15 protein-coding genes and 1 pseudogene are annotated in these 16,852 nt (G+C 48.8%); 9 read left to right on the forward strand and 7 right to left on the reverse strand.

Annotation, left to right across the window (positions count from 1 at the left end; genetic code table 11):
* Positions 1–115: 115 nt before the first annotated feature.
* Positions 116–313, forward strand: coding sequence for a YjzD family protein (locus ACZ5LF_RS09135; RefSeq protein WP_380569886.1), 198 nt, complete (start codon positions 116–118; stop codon positions 311–313).
* A gap of 50 nt (positions 314–363) precedes the next feature.
* Here the strand turns inward: ACZ5LF_RS09135 and ACZ5LF_RS09140 are convergent, their stop codons facing one another.
* A complete protein-coding gene (locus ACZ5LF_RS09140; protein WP_380569887.1) occupies positions 364–1,452 on the reverse strand; it encodes an NAD(P)H-dependent flavin oxidoreductase in 1,089 nt (362 codons plus the stop codon).
* 141 nt (positions 1,453–1,593) lie between these two features.
* Here ACZ5LF_RS09140 and ACZ5LF_RS09145 point away from each other — a divergent pair, with 141 nt between their 5' ends.
* The 4 genes from ACZ5LF_RS09145 to ACZ5LF_RS09160 all read left to right on the forward strand — a co-directional run bounded on the left by ACZ5LF_RS09145 (position 1,594) and on the right by ACZ5LF_RS09160 (position 6,399).
* Complete coding sequence (locus tag ACZ5LF_RS09145; protein WP_344704171.1) at positions 1,594–2,133, forward strand: glycerol-3-phosphate responsive antiterminator; 540 nt, start codon at positions 1,594–1,596, stop codon at positions 2,131–2,133.
* Between the two features lie 168 nt (positions 2,134–2,301).
* Entirely contained in the window at positions 2,302–3,120 is an 819-nt protein-coding gene (locus ACZ5LF_RS09150; RefSeq protein WP_380569888.1) for an MIP/aquaporin family protein, read from the forward strand.
* Between the two features lie 37 nt (positions 3,121–3,157).
* Positions 3,158–4,681: a glycerol kinase GlpK gene (glpK, locus tag ACZ5LF_RS09155; protein ID WP_380569889.1), complete on the forward strand. Its 1,524-nt coding sequence runs from the start codon at positions 3,158–3,160 to the stop codon at positions 4,679–4,681.
* Between the two features lie 44 nt (positions 4,682–4,725).
* The gene (locus ACZ5LF_RS09160; RefSeq protein ID WP_380569890.1) at positions 4,726–6,399 is read left to right on the forward strand and encodes a glycerol-3-phosphate dehydrogenase/oxidase; all 1,674 of its coding nucleotides are present in this window, start codon (positions 4,726–4,728) and stop codon (positions 6,397–6,399) included.
* A 66-nt stretch (positions 6,400–6,465) separates the two neighbouring features.
* Here ACZ5LF_RS09160 and ACZ5LF_RS09165 read toward each other — a convergent pair whose 3' ends face one another.
* The 5 genes and pseudogenes from ACZ5LF_RS09165 to clpB all read right to left on the reverse strand — a co-directional run bounded on the left by ACZ5LF_RS09165 (position 6,466) and on the right by clpB (position 12,351).
* On the reverse strand, positions 6,466–7,236 hold the full coding sequence (locus ACZ5LF_RS09165) for an amino acid ABC transporter ATP-binding protein (protein WP_380569891.1): 771 nt from the start codon (positions 7,234–7,236) through the stop codon (positions 6,466–6,468).
* Entirely contained in the window at positions 7,236–7,943 is a 708-nt protein-coding gene (locus tag ACZ5LF_RS09170) for an amino acid ABC transporter permease (RefSeq protein ID WP_380569892.1), read from the reverse strand. Before ACZ5LF_RS09170 ends, ACZ5LF_RS09165 begins: the two co-directional genes overlap by 1 nt.
* Positions 7,943–8,532, reverse strand: a pseudogene (locus ACZ5LF_RS09175) (amino acid ABC transporter permease). Before ACZ5LF_RS09175 ends, ACZ5LF_RS09170 begins: the two are co-directional and overlap by 1 nt.
* Before the next feature lie 134 nt (positions 8,533–8,666).
* Complete coding sequence (gene ehuB, locus ACZ5LF_RS09180) at positions 8,667–9,554, reverse strand: ectoine/hydroxyectoine ABC transporter substrate-binding protein EhuB (protein WP_380569893.1); 888 nt, start codon at positions 9,552–9,554, stop codon at positions 8,667–8,669.
* Positions 9,555–9,762: 208 nt separating this feature from the next.
* Positions 9,763–12,351, reverse strand: coding sequence for an ATP-dependent chaperone ClpB (gene clpB, locus ACZ5LF_RS09185; RefSeq protein WP_380569894.1), 2,589 nt, complete (start codon positions 12,349–12,351; stop codon positions 9,763–9,765).
* A 170-nt stretch (positions 12,352–12,521) separates the two neighbouring features.
* On the opposite strand from clpB, the gene ACZ5LF_RS09190 reads away from it, so the two are divergent.
* Positions 12,522–13,343, forward strand: coding sequence for an undecaprenyl-diphosphate phosphatase (locus ACZ5LF_RS09190; RefSeq protein ID WP_380569895.1), 822 nt, complete (start codon positions 12,522–12,524; stop codon positions 13,341–13,343).
* A 35-nt stretch (positions 13,344–13,378) separates the two neighbouring features.
* On the opposite strand, the gene ACZ5LF_RS09195 is transcribed toward ACZ5LF_RS09190, so the two are convergent.
* Positions 13,379–13,687 (reverse strand): metal-sulfur cluster assembly factor, encoded by a 309-nt coding sequence (locus ACZ5LF_RS09195; protein ID WP_344704190.1) that lies wholly within the window; start codon positions 13,685–13,687, stop codon positions 13,379–13,381.
* A 109-nt stretch (positions 13,688–13,796) separates the two neighbouring features.
* Between ACZ5LF_RS09195 and ACZ5LF_RS09200 the strand changes: the two genes are divergently transcribed.
* The 3 genes from ACZ5LF_RS09200 to ACZ5LF_RS09210 are packed head-to-tail and all read left to right on the forward strand — an operon-like array spanning position 13,797 to position 16,816.
* On the forward strand, positions 13,797–14,609 hold the full coding sequence (locus tag ACZ5LF_RS09200; protein ID WP_380569896.1) for a Cof-type HAD-IIB family hydrolase: 813 nt from the start codon (positions 13,797–13,799) through the stop codon (positions 14,607–14,609).
* Between the two features lie 18 nt (positions 14,610–14,627).
* On the forward strand, positions 14,628–15,470 hold the full coding sequence (locus ACZ5LF_RS09205) for a DegV family protein (RefSeq protein WP_380569897.1): 843 nt from the start codon (positions 14,628–14,630) through the stop codon (positions 15,468–15,470).
* Between the two features lie 2 nt (positions 15,471–15,472).
* Positions 15,473–16,816, forward strand: a complete 1,344-nt coding sequence (locus ACZ5LF_RS09210) for a CoA-disulfide reductase (RefSeq protein WP_380569898.1) — start codon at positions 15,473–15,475, stop codon at positions 16,814–16,816.
* Positions 16,817–16,852: the final 36 nt, after the last annotated feature.

Consider the following 16,852-nt stretch of genomic DNA (forward strand, 5'->3'; position numbering starts at 1 on the left):
ATTTACTTTTTTGAAAAGAAAATTCATGGAGTGTATTTTCGATCATTTGCCACTATACATGTAAATCTATTTAAGGTATCATTAAACTATATAAATTTGTAGTGGAGGCAGGACCATGAAGTATCTTATCAGTTTCATCTGGGCATTGATGCTGACCCAGATGGTTAACTTCGTAATCAACAGTCTTGGCGGCGGTGGCCCTCTGAATGTCTGGAGCGGTGTACTGCTCGCGGTGATCGTCACACTGACGATTTTCGTTCTGGATGCCATGCTCAAGCCTGAAGATACAGAGGAAGTACAGCATAACCATTAGACATTAAAAATGACTGGCCGCATGCGGCCAGTCATTTTTAATTCCTCAATTCAAATTTCAATATTGAATGTTTCCGTCTCCCCGACCAATTTTGCGATCAGGGACTTTACCGGCAAATAGCGTGCCATATTTTTACCCTGGCCGGCAAGGAGCATGGCATACTCTGTTGATCCTTCTTTCTTTGAGGCATCTTGAATCGGCTGAGTCAGTTTTCTGTGCACTGGATACTCGACCACATGCTCATCACGTCCAGTCATTTCCTGGATGAACCGATTCCTGACTGCGCGCGCCGCACGTCCTGTAAACAGGCGCGTCAGAACTGACGGTGTGTCGCGGTCTTTTGAAAGTGCCTCCTTGTGCACTTTATGCGCCCCACTCTCTTCTGTAGAGAGGAACGCCGTGCCGAGCTGGACACCTGAAGCGCCAAGAATACGTGCAGCCGCTATCCCCCGGCCATCCATTATGCCACCTGCCGCGATGAGCGGAATGTTTATGTGATCCCGAGTCTCCGGTATCAGGCTGATGAGGCCATTCAGGCTCTCTTCAACTTCCTGAAGGAAAGAGCCACGATGTCCACCCGCTTCTGCTCCCTGCATGACAACCGCATCAAACCCCGCCCGTTCGATGGCTTCCGCTTCCCTGACGGTTGTGGCAGTACCGAGCAGGACGATCCCAGCTTCCTTCAACCGTTCGATGTGATGGTTATCAGGAATCCCGAATATAAATGAGCAGACCGGAACCCGCTCTTCAATCACAGCATCAATCTGCTGTTCGAACCTTTCTTCCACTGTTTCCGGTGCCACCGGGGCGATTGGCTGCTGTTCAATCCCCAATTTATCGTAGACCGGTTTCAGCGTGTCAAAGGCGCGCGCCATGTCTGCGGTCGTCACTTCGAAATGCCATGGAACGAAAAGGTTCACTCCAAACGAATGGGAAGTCTTCTTTTTGACTTGCCGGATCAGCTTGCTGAGCGCCGGTGCTTCCAGGCTACCGCCGCCAATCACGCCAAGCCCGCCTGCATCAGACACCCCGGCCACCAGCTCCGCTGTTGTGATGCCTCCGGCCATCGGAGCCTGGATTATCGCATGTTTGATGCCAAGCATCTCCTTAAGCATCGCATTATCACGTGTGTCGATCATTTATCAGCCCTCCTGGCAGTTGCCTGAAATATCTTTCAGTCATACTTTGAATGTCTATACCCCGTTTTCCTATCTACTATACAATAGTGGGCCAATACTTTATCATTAATGCAATACCAATTTTTATTGAAGGGGGAAAATATGAAGATTCTTCCAGCAATCCGCTCCTTAAAAGATTTTGAAAAACTGATTGGAAGTCCCTATAGATCATGCGTAGTATTGGATATCCACATCGGTCATCTCGACAGTCATATCCGCACCATCAAAAGCCATGGCTTCGAGGTCTATCTTCATCTGGACCTCATAAAGGGATTGGCAGTCGACACCGCTTCCCTTGAATACATCCATCAGAAATATAAACCGACCGGCATCGTCACCACGCGAGGCAGGATCGTCAAAAAAGCACGGCAACTCGGCATGAAGACCATTTTGCGTGTATTTGCCATCGATTCCTCGGCCATAGAAAAGAGCATCGAACTCATCGATCAATGTCATCCTCATCTCATAGAGGTGCTGCCCGGCGTCGTGCCAAAAGTCATCCACCTCTTCAAGCAGGAGGTGGCAGCTGATGTCATCGCGGGCGGGCTGATTGAAACGCAATCCGAAGTGGATGATGCCATTATGGCAGGTGCCAGTTACGTCACGACAAGTAAAACTTCGCTGTGGTTCGATAATATATGAATACGGTACCAACAAATAAGTTGACAGTTCCTGTTCATTAGGGTAATTTTAGAAGTAAGTTAATATGACACGGAGAAAAAGAGCCCGCACTTGTAGCTTTCCACATAGCTACCAGTGTGGGGTTTTTTATGTTCTATTAATGAAATGACAGACAAAGGAGGGGAAGCAATGAATGAACTCGTTGCGGAATTTGTAGGGACAGCCATATTGATCATCTTCGGGGGAGGTGTCGTCGCCAACGTCACTTTGAAGGGGACGAAATCAAATGGCGCCGATTGGGCAGTCATAGCATTCGGATGGGGATTTGCCGTCACATTCGCCGTCTATGCCATCGGACAGTTTTCAGGAGGCCACATCAATCCGGCAGTAACCCTGGGCTTCGCCGTCGCCGGCGCATTCCCATGGGACCAGGTCATCCCTTACATGATCGCCCAAGTACTCGGCGGACTGCTCGGGGGCATCATCGTCTGGCTGCATTTCATGCCGCACTTCAAAGCAGAAGAAGACGCCATGACGAAATTGGATGTATTCTCTACATCCCCGGCCCTACCAAACTATGTCGCAAACTTTGCCAGTGAAATAATCGGCACTTTCATACTGGTTATGGGACTGCTCTTCATTGGAGCCAATGATTTTACAGAAGGGCTCAACCCGCTGATCGTAGGTTTCCTGATCACCGCAATCGGGCTGAGTTTGGGCGGTACGACGGGCTATGCAATCAATCCGGCGCGTGACCTCGGTCCCCGGCTTGCCCACCTGCTGCTGCCGATACCTGGGAAGCGGGACTCCAATTTCCGCTATGCAGCCGTACCGGTTGTTGGTCCGCTGGCCGGTGGCGCACTCGGAGCCGCGGTCTATAATAGTGTTTTCTTAGGAAAATCCGATATTTTTCTTTTCTTAGCCATTATTGCCGTTGTTTTGGTTCTCGTTTCAGGGGTATTTCTTAATAAGAGCATCCTTAAGGATGATGCAGCGAAGATGATGTAGTAGTACGCAATATATACTCATATAAAGGGGTTTTATAATGGAAAAGTATATTATGTCACTTGATCAGGGGACGACAAGCTCACGAGCCATCCTTTTTAATAAGGAAGGTGAAGTTGCCGCTACAAGCCAGAAGGAATTCAAGCAATATTTCCCGCAGTCCGGCTGGGTGGAGCACAATGCAAACGAAATATGGAGTTCCGTACTTTCGGTTGTAGCAGGCGTCCTGTCAGAAAACGACATCAAAGCAGAACAGGTTGAAGCGATAGGCATCACCAACCAGCGTGAAACTACAGTCGTATGGGATAAGAATACGGGTCGCCCCATCTATAATGCAATTGTCTGGCAATCGCGCCAGACCGCTGATATATGTGATGAGTTGAAGGCCGAGGGCCATGAAGAGCTGTTCAACCGGAAAACCGGATTGCTGCTCGACCCCTACTTCTCAGGAACCAAAATAAAATGGATATTAGATAATGTCGATGGCGCCCATGAAAAGGCTGAAAATGGCGATCTGCTCTTTGGCACGATCGATACATGGCTCATCTGGCGTTTTACAGAAGGCGAGACGCATGTAACTGATTATACAAACGCGAGCCGTACACTGCTCTACAACATACATGAGCTCGAATGGGACAAGGAGCTGCTTGATATACTTGAAGTGCCGGAAAGCATGCTGCCGGAAGTTAAATCTTCCAGTGAGGTATACGGCAAGACTAGCAAAAATCACTTCTTCGGTCAGAACGTGCCGATTGCCGGGGTCGCAGGTGACCAGCAGGCAGCCTTGTTCGGTCAGACATGCTTCAATAAGGGAGATGCCAAAAACACCTACGGTACAGGATGTTTCCTGCTTATGAACACCGGTACTGAAGCAATACAGAGTGACAATGGGTTATTGACCACCATTGCATACGGATATGACGGCGAAGTCAATTACGCATTGGAAGGTTCCATATTCGTTGCAGGCTCAGCCATCCAATGGTTGAGGGACGGCCTACGCATGTTCAGTGACTCCAAACAGTCCGAATCCTATGCAAATGCAGTGGACTCCAACGGCGGTGTCTATCTCGTTCCGGCCTTCACAGGCCTTGGCGCTCCTTATTGGGACTCGGAAGCACGGGGTGCTGTATTCGGACTCAGCCGTGGTACAGAAAAAGAACATCTTGTACGCGCCACACTCGAATCCCTCGCTTACCAGACGAAGGATGTGCTGGACGCAATGCAGAAGGACTCGGGCATCAATCTCGAAACATTGCGCGTCGATGGTGGCGCAGCAGCAAATGATTTCCTCATGCAGTTCCAATCTGATATTCTCGGCACCCCGGTAGAACGTCCGGAAGTGCTCGAGACCACTGCGCTCGGTTCCGCATATCTTGCCGGCCTCGCAGTAGGATTCTGGGATTCCACCGATGAGATCAAATCGGTTTCTGATACTGACAGCGTATTCGAACCTGATATGGACCAGGATGAACGTGAATCATTATATGATGGCTGGCAACATGCTGTTGCTGCCACTCAGGTATTCAAACCTAAACAAGGTACAGCAGAGGACGACACAGAGTAGAACAGTCACCAGCCTTTACTTCAATCAATATAGGAGGTAAATCAATGTTAAATACTTTAACGCGTAAAAATCAGCTTCAGCATATGGAAAAAGTCGATTATGACATCGTCGTAATCGGCGGTGGCATCACAGGGGCAGGCATCGCCCTGGATGCTGCCAAACGGGGCATGAAGGTCGCACTTGTCGAGATGCAGGACTTTGCAGAAGGGACAAGCAGCCGCAGCACGAAACTTGTACATGGCGGATTGCGCTACTTGAAGCAGTTCCAGGTCGGCATCGTGCGTGAAACGGGCCTTGAGCGTGCCATCGTCTATGAGAATGGTCCGCATGTCACCACACCGGAATGGATGCTACTCCCTTTCCATAAAGGTGGTACTTTCGGCAAGACGACTACAAGCATAGGCCTCCGAGTCTACGATATGCTTGCAGAAGTTAAAAAAAGCGAACAGCGTCAAATGCTCAGCGTCGAGGAAGTTCTGGAAAAGGAACCCCTTGTCAAGCAGGAAGGTCTGCTCGGTGGTGGCTATTACGTCGAATATAAGACAGATGATGCACGCATGACACTTGAGGTCATGAAGAAGGCGGCAGAATTCGGTGCCGATCCAATCAATCATGTCAAAGCGACAGGTTTTGTCTACGATAAGGGCAAAGTAGTCGGCATCCATGCTGAAGACAACATCGGCGGCGGCACCTATCAGATTCTCGGCCGTCGTGTAATCAATGCCGGTGGGCCTTGGGTTGACGAAGTCAGATCAATGGACACGGTTTCCGAAAAGGGCAAAAAGCAGCTCTATCTTTCTAAAGGTGTCCACCTAGTTTTCGATCAGGAAGATTTCCCGCTCCGCCAGGCAGTCTATTTCGATGCGAAATCCGATGGTCGTATGATATTCGCGATTCCACGCGACGGTAAGACCTACGTCGGCACGACCGACACCCATTATAAAGGGGATAAGCAGAACCCGGTCGCAGATGACGAGGACCGGAAATATGTTCTCGATGCTGCAAACTATATGTTCCCGGGACTTGACCTCGATGAGTCGAACATCGAATCCACTTGGGCCGGCGTCCGCCCGCTCATCCTCGAAGAAGGGAAAGACCCTTCAGAAATTTCTCGTAAAGATGAAATATGGGAATCAGAGAGCGACCTGATTACAATTGCAGGCGGAAAACTCACTGGATACAGGCATATGGCTGAGGAAATAGTCGACCTTGTCGCTAAGCGCCTATCGAAGGAATATGGGCTGAAGTTCAACAAGGCCGCTACCAAAAACCAGCCAATGTCAGGGGGAGACGTCGGCGGCAGTGAAGGTTTTGATGATTACGTCGCCCGAATTGCAGAACGTGCGCCATCCTATGGCCTCTCCATAACGAATGGACAGCGCCTCGCCCGCCATTACGGCAGCAATACAGAGCACCTCTTTGAAATTGCCGGTGGTCTTGGTGAATCATCCGAGCATTACAAACTGCCAAAAGATGTGCACGCCCAAGTCATCTACAGTATACAGCATGAGATGGCAAACACCCCTCTCGACTATTTTGTCAGACGTACAGGCGACTTGTACTTCGAGATTGCACACGTCGATAAATATAAAGAGGGTGTCATCGAACTGATGGCTGATATACTGGATTATGATGAAGACAGAAAGAAAGAATATGCTGAAGATCTAGAACAGGCTTGCCGCGAAGTAAGAGGCGAGACCGCTGTAGAAATGGCATAGCATAAATGGGGCCCGCCTTTTTGAAGGCGGGCCCCATTTACGTCTCATGCACAATTTCATCTGACCTTAGGATGTCCTGAAGCGTTTTAGGAAGTCCTGAAGTCTTGGATTTTCAGATTGGTTGATGACTTCTTCCGCGGTACCTGATTCTGCAATGACCCCGTCATCCAAAAAGAGCACACGATCTGCAATCTCGAGCGCAAAGTCCATTTCATGTGTGACGAGCACCATCGCCATCTCGTCATGCTCAGCCAGATCCCTGATCACTCCAAGCACTTCCCCGACGAGCTCCGGATCCAAGGCTGACGTCACTTCATCAAACAACATGATTTTCGGCTTCATGACCAATGCACGCGCCATCGCCACACGTTGCTTCTGTCCCCCTGACAAGTTTGCGGGATAAGCCTCATACTTATCTCCAAGCCCCACGCGGTCAAGCATCTTCTTGGCCTCGTCCTCTGCTTCCTTCTTCCTATATTTTTTAACTTTCACAAGAGGCATTGCACAATTGTCCAAAATCGTCTTATGGGGGAATAGATTAAAATGCTGAAACACCATGCCGATGTTTTTCCTGACTGAGCGCAGATGTTTTTCATTAGCCCGTTTCTTTTTTCCGCCCACTTCCATCTTCCAAAGATTTTCACCTGCCACGATGATATCCCCGTCCGTCGGCTCCTCCAAAGTCATAAGCAATCTTATGATTGTCGTTTTCCCGGAACCACTGGGTCCGATTATCGCAATTTTTTCAGAAGGGTAAATATCCAGATTGATACCTTTTAGAACGTGCGTGTCCCCGAATGATTTATGGAGATCATCGTATTTTACAATTGGTTCCATTACTCACTCACTCTCATTTTCTTCTGCTTCTTCTCAAATCGTCGATTCATTTTGCTCTCAAGTCTGTTTATCAGCAATGCTGATGGATAGCTGAGCAGCAGGAACAGAAGTGCCACGATGGTCAGTGGTTCAATGTAGGACCAAGTCTGTGCGCCATAGCTTCTTGCGATACTGAGTATACCGACTACTCCTATCGTTGCGGCAAGTGGCACTTCCTTGAACAGTATTATCAAATAATTGCCAAGCATCGGGATCGTTGGTGGCAATGCCTGGGGCAGGATGACATTCAACCACCTGTCTTTCGTTGAAAGGTTAAGTGCTGTAGATGCTTCCCGCTGACCTTTTTCCACACTGTCGATACCTGAGCGGTATACTTCACTGATATAAGTGGAAAAATGGATTCCCAAAGCCAGCATGGCGGCTACAAATGGTGTGAATGACATCCCTACATAAGGCACCATCGGCCACGCAAAATACAGAAAGAATATCTGCACTATGGGAGGTGTGGATCTTATGAATTCCCTGATCCAGTAAATGATGAGGTTAAATGGCCGCCACGGCGTCGATTCCAGCACAAGCCAGATGAAGCCGACCAGCATTGCCAACAGATAGCTTACAACAGTCAGGCCAAGCGTTATTTTAAGCCCTTCCAAGATAATCGGAAATGCTTCCAGAAATGTTCCCCAACTCCAATATTGTGAACTCATCAGCTCGCCACTCCTTTCCTGGCGATTTTCTCACCTTTTTTAGATAGCCAGATCAACGGCAGTGCAATGATGAAGTACATGATGAGCACCATGAAATAGGCGATTGGCCCTTCGGAAAGATTAGAAGATCGATAGATATCCCCATAGTAGAGAATGTCGCTCAAACCAATCAGTGAAACAAGCGCTGTCCCTTTGAGTATTTGAATCGAGTAGTTTCCAAACTCAGGAAGCATCAGCCTTAAAGCTTGAGGCAGGATGACTTGATCATTCTTTGGAATCTCGAAAAGTTCAAGGTAATTGATGCTTCAGCCTGACCTTTATCGATGGATAAGACCGAGCTGCGCACCACTTCAGACATATACGCACCGTAATTCAATCCGATTGCAATGACACCGACCCACCAATTGCTGCCGAGATCGATGTTGAAGAGCATCGGGACTGCGTAGTATAACCAGAATAGCTGCACAATCAGCGACGTACCTCTGAATATTTCCACATAGAGGGCTGTAAACCCTCTAAGCAGCGGGTTCGTTGATAGACGTGAGAGCCCGGCGATGAAGGCCATCACAAAAGAAAATAAAGCCGCCATAAGAAATATGCTGATTGTCGTCCATGCACCCTGGGACAGATAGGTCAGTATATTCACCCAGTTTTCAAACATATTTCCCCACTCCTCTATTATATTAAAGGCCCAGAGGGTTATCCCCACTGGGCCTGAAAAGATTATTCAGCTTCACAGAGTTCTTCAGTCGTCATTCCATCGACTTCAACTCTGTTGCTTTCTGCTTCAAAACCTTCGGCATCATCAAGGATCTGATCGATCGTACCGTCTTCTTTAAGTGTTTCCAGTGCTTCATTGTAAGCATCGCGCAACTCAGCATCATCGAGGTTGAACGCCGCAGCACCGAAGCTTGGAATACCTTCGATATCCGGCTGTTCGAAATCATCGACGATCTCTACATCATCACTGTCCAACGATTCATAGGCAGCTCTTAGAGTCGCTTCAGTCGCTGCCGTGACATCGGCGTTGCCTGATTGTACAGCAGAAAGTTGACCTGGGATATCACCTACCGACATGATCTGGCTCGGGTCTACTCCTTCCTGATCGAGGAAATCAAACTGTGTCGTCCCCTCCATCAAAGCGACCTTCACATCTGGATTATCTGCTATGTCAGCATAGCTTTTAATATTTTTCGGGTTGCCCGCTGTCACGACCAGACCCTCCCCATATTGCATTTCAGGTTCTGCAAATAAGGCGTTTTCACATCTGTCCGGCAAGATCGCCATACCAGCAGTGATGACATCGTATTGTCCAGCCTGCACGCCCGGTATCAATTCACCCCAGTCTGTGAGATGGCCTTCGACATTGTCGATGCCCATTTCAGAGAATACAGCCTTGGCGATTTCTATTGCTGCGCCTTCAAGTTCTCCGCTCTCTGAATTTTCGTAGGCATATGGAGGTTCATTTGCAAACCCGATATTTACAGTACCGCTTTCTTTCAGTTCATCCAGTTTACTTGAACCGGAATCGGATTCTTCCGAACCGCCATTGCCGCATGCACCCAATATAAGTATAAATCCAAGTACGAGTAATAGTGGAATCTTTTTCAATGAATTTCCTCCTAATAATTATTTGGATTATTCTACTATATAAGTTGTACATTTTTAGTATACAGAACTGAGTTTCCTGTCAAATTCAATAAGTGCTCCTTAAGTATCGATTGCCTCCTGCAGCAACTATCACTATTAGTTTTTCAAGGTGGAAATTTGTCATTGAAATTATTCCATAAAAAAAACGCACCCATCCGGGTGCGCCCTATTACATATCAAATTTAAGTCCGTCATCGCCGTAATCGATCTTGACATGAAGTCCTTCGCTCAAGTCGGCTGCAATGAGTTTTCTTGCGAGCGGTGTCTCGATATGCCTCTGGATGAAGCGTTTGAGCGGCCTTGCACCGAATTGTGGTTCATAGGCCTCCTCGGAAATCCAGTCTTTGACGGCTTCTGTGACTTCGATCGTCATATGCTGATCATCAAGGCGCCGGTTCAGATCGTCAAGCAGTTTCTGTGTAATCCGCTTCATATCTTCCCGGGATAATGGTGTAAAGATGACGATATCATCCATGCGGTTGATTATCTCAGGCTTGAAGTATTGATGCACCTCGCGCATGACGATCTGCTTCGTATCCTCTGAAATTTCGCCTTCTTCAACGACGGTATCGAGCAGATGGTTCGAGCCGATGTTCGAGGTCATGATGATGATTGTATTCCTGAAATCGACGGAACGGCCTTTGGAATCTGTGAGTCGGCCTTCATCAAGCAATTGGAGCAGAATGTTGAACACATCGCTGTGCGCCTTCTCGACTTCATCGAGCAATATTACAGAATAGGGTTGACGCCTTATTGCTTCAGTCAGTTGGCCGCCCTCTTCGTGTCCGATATAGCCAGGCGGGGCACCAATCAATCTGGAGACGGCGTGTTTTTCCATATACTCGCTCATATCGATCCGTATCATATGCTTTTCTGAATCGAACATCGTTGCGGCAAGGGTTTTTGCAAGCTCGGTCTTACCCACACCTGTCGGTCCGAGGAAAAGGAAGCTGCCGATCGGTCGGTCCGGGTCTTTGATGCCTGCCCGGGCACGGATGACTGCGTCCGATACGAGGTCGACCGCTTCGTCTTGGCCGACGACCCGCTCATGCAGTATATCTGCAAGTTTCAGCAGCTTGTCCTTCTCGGTTTCAACAAGCTTCGAGACTGGAATACCGGTCCATTGGCTGACGATATATCCTATCTCGTCTTCGGTGACGACCTCGCGGATGATACGGTTTTCGCCGGCACTTTCTTCCTGCAGCGCTTCTGCCAACCTATCGAGCTCCTTCTCGAGTTGCGGCAGTCTGCCGTGGCGGAGTTCTGCCGCTTTCTCAAGCTCGTAATTATTTTCTGCTTCTTCAAGTTCCTGGCGGACCCTGTCGACTTCTTCACGCTTGTCGTTCACTTTTTGGATCTGATCTTTTTCACGTTGGACGCGTTGGGCCAATGTCTGCTGCTCCTCGCGCACTTCCGACAGTTCCTTCTGGAGCTCTGTCAGGCGGTTTTTGGAAACCGCATCATCTTCGGATTTAAGTGCCTGTTCCTCAATTTCAAGCTGCATTACACGACGGTTGATCTGATCGAGTTCCGTCGGGTTAGAACCCATTTCAGTCCTGATTGTGGCACTTGCCTGATCCATCAGGTCAATCGCTTTGTCTGGCAGGAAACGATCTGTAATATAGCGATCTGACAGTTCTGCTGCAGCTACCAGGGCACGGTCTGTGATTCTGACGCCATGATGCACTTCGTAGCGTTCCTTAAGGCCCCTCAGTATGGAGATGGTATCCTCCACATCAGGTTCCGGCACCTGTACTTTCTGGAACCGGCGTTCCAGGGCCGAATCCTTCTCGATGTACTCACGGTATTCATTCAGCGTGGTCGCACCGATGCAGTGCAGTTCGCCGCGTGCAAGCATAGGCTTGAGCATATTGCCGGCGTCCATCGCCCCTTCGGTCTTGCCTGCGCCGACGAGCATATGGATTTCATCTATGAAGAGGATGATGCGCCCTTCTGATTCCTTCACTTCCTTCAGGACCGCTTTAAGGCGTTCTTCAAATTCACCGCGGTATTTTGCGCCTGCCACCAATGCTGATAAATCGAGTTCGAAGATCGTCTTGTCAAGCAGGCTGTCCGGCACATCCTTGCGCACGATGCGCTGGGCGAGGCCTTCAACGATGGCTGTCTTACCGACTCCCGGTTCTCCGATGAGCACCGGGTTGTTTTTGCGCTTACGGCTCAATATGCGTATGGAGTTGCGGATTTCCTCATCCCGCCCGATTACGGGGTCTACATTCCCGCTCCTGACTTCTTCGACGAGGTCACGACCGTATTTTTCAAGCGCTTCGTACTGCACTTCCGGGTTTTGTGTGGTCACGTGGTTTCCCCCTCTTGCTTTATTGATGATTTCCTTGATCACTTCCACCTTATTGCCGACCGCTTCTTTCAGTATCTGTTCCTTTTCCATGCCTGCGAGCAGGACGTGTTCGATGGAGACGTACTCATCCTTCATTTCCGTCATGATTTTTTCGGCGCGGTCCATCACTTGGGTAAAGCCGTTCGACATATATTGTCCGTACTGCACATTATCGCCTCTGACGACATTGTACTTCTTCAATTTTTCATCATACTGTGCAATGATTTCGCCGGTATTTATGGACGCCCGCTCCAATACATCCTTGGCCATGCTTTCGTCCACTGTGAGCATGGCCTTCATCAGTGCTTCCGTTTCAATCGACTGCAGCTTCAGATCGACCGAAATGGATTGTGCCCGCTCTATAACCGACTGCACGGTATACGTCATTCTGTTGATATCCATATTGTTCACCTCTCTAATAATAATTTGCAGTGATGCTGTACCATAAATGTGTTTGACCTTTTTTGACCTTAACTATATTATACACCTATGTAGTCCTTTTTCAAGCAATTGATGGCTTTTAAAGCAAATTTATTCTATATTATAGTATAGGAATTTTAGGAGGGACAGTTTTGGATATCATTGAACTTATACGCTATATCTTTCTGGGTCTACTTCAGGGTTTCACCGAGCCGATACCCGTTTCATCGAGTGGCCATCTTGTCATTGCACGTGAATTGCTCGGCGTCGAAGCCAAGGGACTTTCTTTTGAAATATTACTTAATACGGCCTCCCTCATCGCAGTCCTTTACATATACAGGGCGGACATCACTGAAATCATCGTCAATTTGTCACGCTTCATTTTTAAAGGGGCACGTGATGAAGAGGCGGCAGAAGATTTCCGCTATGTCATATATCTTATCATCGCCACCATTCCGGTTGGCATTCTGGGCATTCTCTTGAAGGATATCATAGGGGACAACGCCTCCATGCTGACAGTGGGCTTCATGCTGTTTGTCACAGGTCTTGCCCTCTGGTTCATCAAAAATAAGCGTGGACAGAAGAAGGATGGGGATATCCGTTTCCGGGATGCCATCATCGTCGGGGCGGCGCAGTGTGTGGCACTCATGCCCGGCATCAGCCGCAGCGGCGCAACACTTGTCGGTGCCATGGCGGTCGGTATGAACCAGAAGAATGCTCTGCGTTTTGTCTTCCTGCTCTATATCCCCGTCTCCCTCGGTACAGCGCTGATATCGGTCGATGACCTCGTCAACGATCCGAATCTGTCCGCATTATGGGTGCCTTACCTGCTGGCTTTCATCGCCAGTCTGATAGCCACTTATATTGCCTTGAAATGGCTTCAGAACATCATGGAGAAAGGCAATCTTGCACTTTTCAGCTACTATTGTTTCGCAATCGGTGCGTTTGCCATCATCTACCATCTTGTTGCATAAAAAAAGCACTCTGACGAGTGCTTTTTTTCATGCCTTTAGCTGACGCCAAGCGCAATCTTCGCGTAGCGGCTCATTTTATCTTTATCCCATGGTGGGTTCCAGACGATGTTGACTTCAGTCTCTTCCACTTCCGGCAATTCAGAAAGCGCCTGTTTGACTGAATCGACAATCTGAGGCCCCATCGGACAGCCCATTGAAGTCAGTGTCATCTCGACACCGGCATTGCCATCTTCATCGAGATGTACGCCGTAGACCAGGCCAAGATTGACTATATCGATGCCAAGTTCCGGGTCGATCACGTTCTCGAGTGCGCCCATCATGCTTTCTTCCATCATTTTATCCATTTATCTCACTCCTTCCAGAGTATATACTATTAATATATCAAAAAAACCGCACTAGATAAACATAAATGATATGATAGTTCTATGAATATTAACAAGGAGATTTTGCATAATGGAAAAACATCTTATATGTCTCGACCTTGATGGGACGTTGCTGACAGACGAAAAGGAGATCAGCCCGTTCACTAAAAAGGTCCTGCTCAAACTCAAGGAGAAGGGGCATGAACTGATGATATCGACCGGCCGTCCCTACAGGGCGAGCGAACCTTATTACAGGGAACTGGACATGGATACTCCGATAGTCAATTTCAACGGGGCGTTCGTCCATCATCCAAGCGACCTCTACTTCCGGACCGTCCACGAGGAACTTGATCTGGGAGTCGCCCAGGAGATCGTGCGCCGGGTGCCTGACCTCAACATCCAAAATATCATTGCTGAAGTCAAGGACAACGTCTATCTCCACTATCATGATGAGGTCCTCTTTGAAGCTTTCAGCATGGGCAACCCCGAGATAAGGATCGGTGATCTGACTCAGACAATCGAATCAGGCCCGACCACAATACTGATTCAGGCAGAAGAGCCTGAAGTGCCGAACATCAGACAAGCGCTGGATGACCTTTTTGCGGACGCCATCGAACATCGGCGCTGGGGTGCACCCTACCCTGTAATAGAAATCGTCAAAAAAGGCATCAACAAAGCAGTCGGCGTCAATTACGTCCGTGGCTACATGGGCATCGATCAGAAGAATATCATTGCATTCGGCGATGAGGACAATGATACCGAAATGATCAAATATGCCGAACATGGCGTGGCTATGGGCAACGCGATAAAAGAAATACAGGATGCAGCAGATTATACGACAGACACAAACAACAATGACGGCATCGGACAATTCCTGAACGATTTTTTCAAATTGCATCTATAAAAGGAAGGAGCGGTTAATATGAAATTATTAGTGGACAGCTGTTCGGACATCCCTGTGCAGCAGCTCAAGGAGATGGAGATCGAAATGATTCCGCTGCGCATCACCATCGACGATACCGATTACCATGACCAGTATGAAATCTCAAGCTCGGAAGTGCTGGAAGCCATCACGGAAGGCAAGCGTCCGTTGACAAGCCAGGCAAATCCGGAAGATTTCACCAATGTCTTCCGCAAATATGCAAAAAAAGGGGAATCCATCCTCTACATCGCATTCTCAAGTGAACTGTCAGGCACTTATCAGAGCGCCCTGATAGCCCGCGACACGATCATCGATGAGTTTCCGGAAGCGGATATCACGATCATCGACACCAAGTCGGCGAGCTATGGCCTCGGCATGATCGTGGAGAACGCGCATGGATACTTGAAGGACGGTATGGAAAAAGACGCCATGATGGCACAGATAGAACAGGATGTGAAGAATATCCGCCATTTCTTCACAGTAAACGATCTTGACTATCTTGCTAAGGGCGGCCGCCTGTCGAAAGGTCAGGCATTCCTCGGAGGACTGCTCAACATCAAACCACTCCTCCATGTCGAAGATGGGAAACTTGTGCCCCTTGAAAAGCACCGCGGCATAAAAAAAGTGTTCTCAAGCATGACCAAGCATCTTCTTGCCGACAATGTCACCCATGAAGTGCACCTGACCCATTCGAACGCGGAAGCCCAGGCAGAACAGCTGAAGCAGAAGATACTTGAAGACACGAATGTTTCCGATGTGAAAATCTCAACCATCGGCCCTACCATAAGCAGCCATACCGGAAACGGTACTGTGGCAATGTTCTATTTCAACGAAGGAGTGTAAAAATGACACAAGTCATCATCGTCGGAGGAGTCGCCGGCGGCGCCACAACTGCCGCCCAACTCCGTAGGCTCGATCCCGAAATCGATATTACCATCTATGAAAAGGGGCCGCACATCAGTTATGGGAACTGCGGGATGCCCTATCATATAGGAGGGGAGGTGGAAAAGCGCGATCAGCTCGTCGCCGCTACCCCTGAATCCTTCAAGGAGCGCGATGTCATCGTCAAGACACGGCATGAGGTAGTGGGTGTCGATCCTGACGGCAAGACAGTAAGCGTCAAAAACCTGGAAGACGGCAATACCTTTGAAGCATCGTATGACCATCTGGTGCTTTCTCCCGGAGCGACTCCAAGGATCATCCCTGCCCTTGAGAATGTCCCTCAGGCATTCGTCCTCCATGCCCTTCACCACTTGGACGCCATCAAATCGTATATCGAAGAAAATGATATTGAGCACGTGGTCGTCGTAGGCGCCGGTTATATCAGTCTGGAAATGGTTGAAAACCTCGTCCAACGCGGCATCCATATCACGCTCGTGCACCGCAGCAGGAATATATACAAACACCTCGAATCCGACATGAACGACTTCTTCCAAGAAGAACTTGACAGGCACGGCGTAGAAGTGAAACTCGAGGCGGAAATTGAAAAGGTCGAGGGTGATACCGCTACGCTAACGACCGGCGAGGAAATCTTCGCTCCAATGATCATTGCAGGCACCGGCATCACTCCATCGACTGGGTTTCTGGAAGATTCGGGCATCACATTGAATGATTCCGGCCATATATGCACCGATGACCGCGGCCGGACGAATAAAGATTGTGTCTATGCGCTCGGAGACTCAATCGAAACATTCTATCAGCATGTGAAAGACCGGCGCGTAAACGTCGCCCTGGCATGGGGGGCGCATCGCTTGGCCTTCGTCATCAGCAACCAGGTCAGTGGCAATGGATCAGTGCGCTTTGAGGGGTTGCTTGGCACCAACATCATGCGCTTCTTCGATTATGATATTGCAAGTCTTGGCTTATCTGAAGAAGAACTGGAAGACTTCCCTTATTTTGTTGTCGATCACACCCAGAAAAACAAAGCCGGCTACATGGCAGACAGTAGCCCGATACGGGTCAGGATATATGCCCATAAAGAGGATGGCCGTATATTACGTGCCTCAGTCGTCGGCACTGAAGGTGTCGATAAACGCATCGACATCCTTGCCGCCCACATCAGACTTGGTGGGTCCGTCACTGATTTGACCAACATCGAAGTCGCCTATTCGCCGCCATACTCGAGCCCTAAAAGCGTCTTGAACATGTTGGGATATAAAGCCATCGAAAAAATGAATGAATACCGCTGAAAACAAAGGCCAGCCGACTCCATTTTAGGGAGCCGG

The sequence above is a fragment of the Salinicoccus siamensis genome (assembly GCF_055391965.1).

What these genes read in the sequence shown, in the direction of transcription:
- ACZ5LF_RS09135 (WP_380569886.1), top strand. Translation starts at nt 116, where the DNA reads ATGAAGTATCTTATCAGTTTCATCTGGGCATTGATGCTGACCCAGATG.
- ACZ5LF_RS09140 (WP_380569887.1), bottom strand. Translation starts at nt 1,452, where the DNA reads ATGATCGACACACGTGATAATGCGATGCTTAAGGAGATGCTTGGCATC.
- ACZ5LF_RS09145 (WP_344704171.1), top strand. Translation starts at nt 1,594, where the DNA reads ATGAAGATTCTTCCAGCAATCCGCTCCTTAAAAGATTTTGAAAAACTG.
- ACZ5LF_RS09150 (WP_380569888.1), top strand. Translation starts at nt 2,302, where the DNA reads ATGAATGAACTCGTTGCGGAATTTGTAGGGACAGCCATATTGATCATC.
- glpK (WP_380569889.1), top strand. Translation starts at nt 3,158, where the DNA reads ATGGAAAAGTATATTATGTCACTTGATCAGGGGACGACAAGCTCACGA.
- ACZ5LF_RS09160 (WP_380569890.1), top strand. Translation starts at nt 4,726, where the DNA reads ATGTTAAATACTTTAACGCGTAAAAATCAGCTTCAGCATATGGAAAAA.
- ACZ5LF_RS09165 (WP_380569891.1), bottom strand. Translation starts at nt 7,236, where the DNA reads ATGGAACCAATTGTAAAATACGATGATCTCCATAAATCATTCGGGGAC.
- ACZ5LF_RS09170 (WP_380569892.1), bottom strand. Translation starts at nt 7,943, where the DNA reads ATGAGTTCACAATATTGGAGTTGGGGAACATTTCTGGAAGCATTTCCG.
- clpB (WP_380569894.1), bottom strand. Translation starts at nt 12,351, where the DNA reads ATGGATATCAACAGAATGACGTATACCGTGCAGTCGGTTATAGAGCGG.
- ACZ5LF_RS09195 (WP_344704190.1), bottom strand. Translation starts at nt 13,687, where the DNA reads ATGGATAAAATGATGGAAGAAAGCATGATGGGCGCACTCGAGAACGTG.
- ACZ5LF_RS09200 (WP_380569896.1), top strand. Translation starts at nt 13,797, where the DNA reads ATGGAAAAACATCTTATATGTCTCGACCTTGATGGGACGTTGCTGACA.
- ACZ5LF_RS09205 (WP_380569897.1), top strand. Translation starts at nt 14,628, where the DNA reads ATGAAATTATTAGTGGACAGCTGTTCGGACATCCCTGTGCAGCAGCTC.
- ACZ5LF_RS09210 (WP_380569898.1), top strand. Translation starts at nt 15,473, where the DNA reads ATGACACAAGTCATCATCGTCGGAGGAGTCGCCGGCGGCGCCACAACT.